Source organism: Microvirga antarctica (assembly GCF_017921815.1).
GTDB lineage: Bacteria > Pseudomonadota > Alphaproteobacteria > Rhizobiales > Beijerinckiaceae > Microvirga > Microvirga antarctica.
Genome location: NZ_JAGEMM010000115.1, coordinates 1 through 288, shown reverse-complemented (window position 1 = coordinate 288; position 288 = coordinate 1). Strand labels below are relative to the sequence as shown.

At 53.1% G+C, this 288-nt stretch carries 1 protein-coding gene; it reads right to left on the bottom strand.

Features of this window, described 5'->3' with window-relative positions:
* Positions 1 to 288 (bottom strand): DUF945 family protein (locus tag J4G32_RS21090; protein WP_210497654.1); only part of this gene is annotated, 288 nt, incomplete at both ends.

Sequence of the window (288 nt, the reverse complement as noted above, 5' to 3'; positions counted from 1 at the left end):
TACTGCAAACTGGAGGCGATAGTATTATCCTTCAGCGTTGTCAGTCGGAACATCTGACCCATTGCGGACAGCCCCTGCACCTGCTGTTTTGCCAGTTTTTCCGCATCATCCTGCTGATAGCCTTCCAGCTTTGCTATCTGCGTCATAAACTCGACCGCCATGTCCATTGGAATTGCCAGTTTCGCATCCAGCGATTTCACGGAGCGGTCGACTTCCTGCGCCAGCGTTTGCGGTTGTGCCGTTGTGGTTGCCGGATCTTTGAGGAACAGCGACAGATTCAGCGTGGTT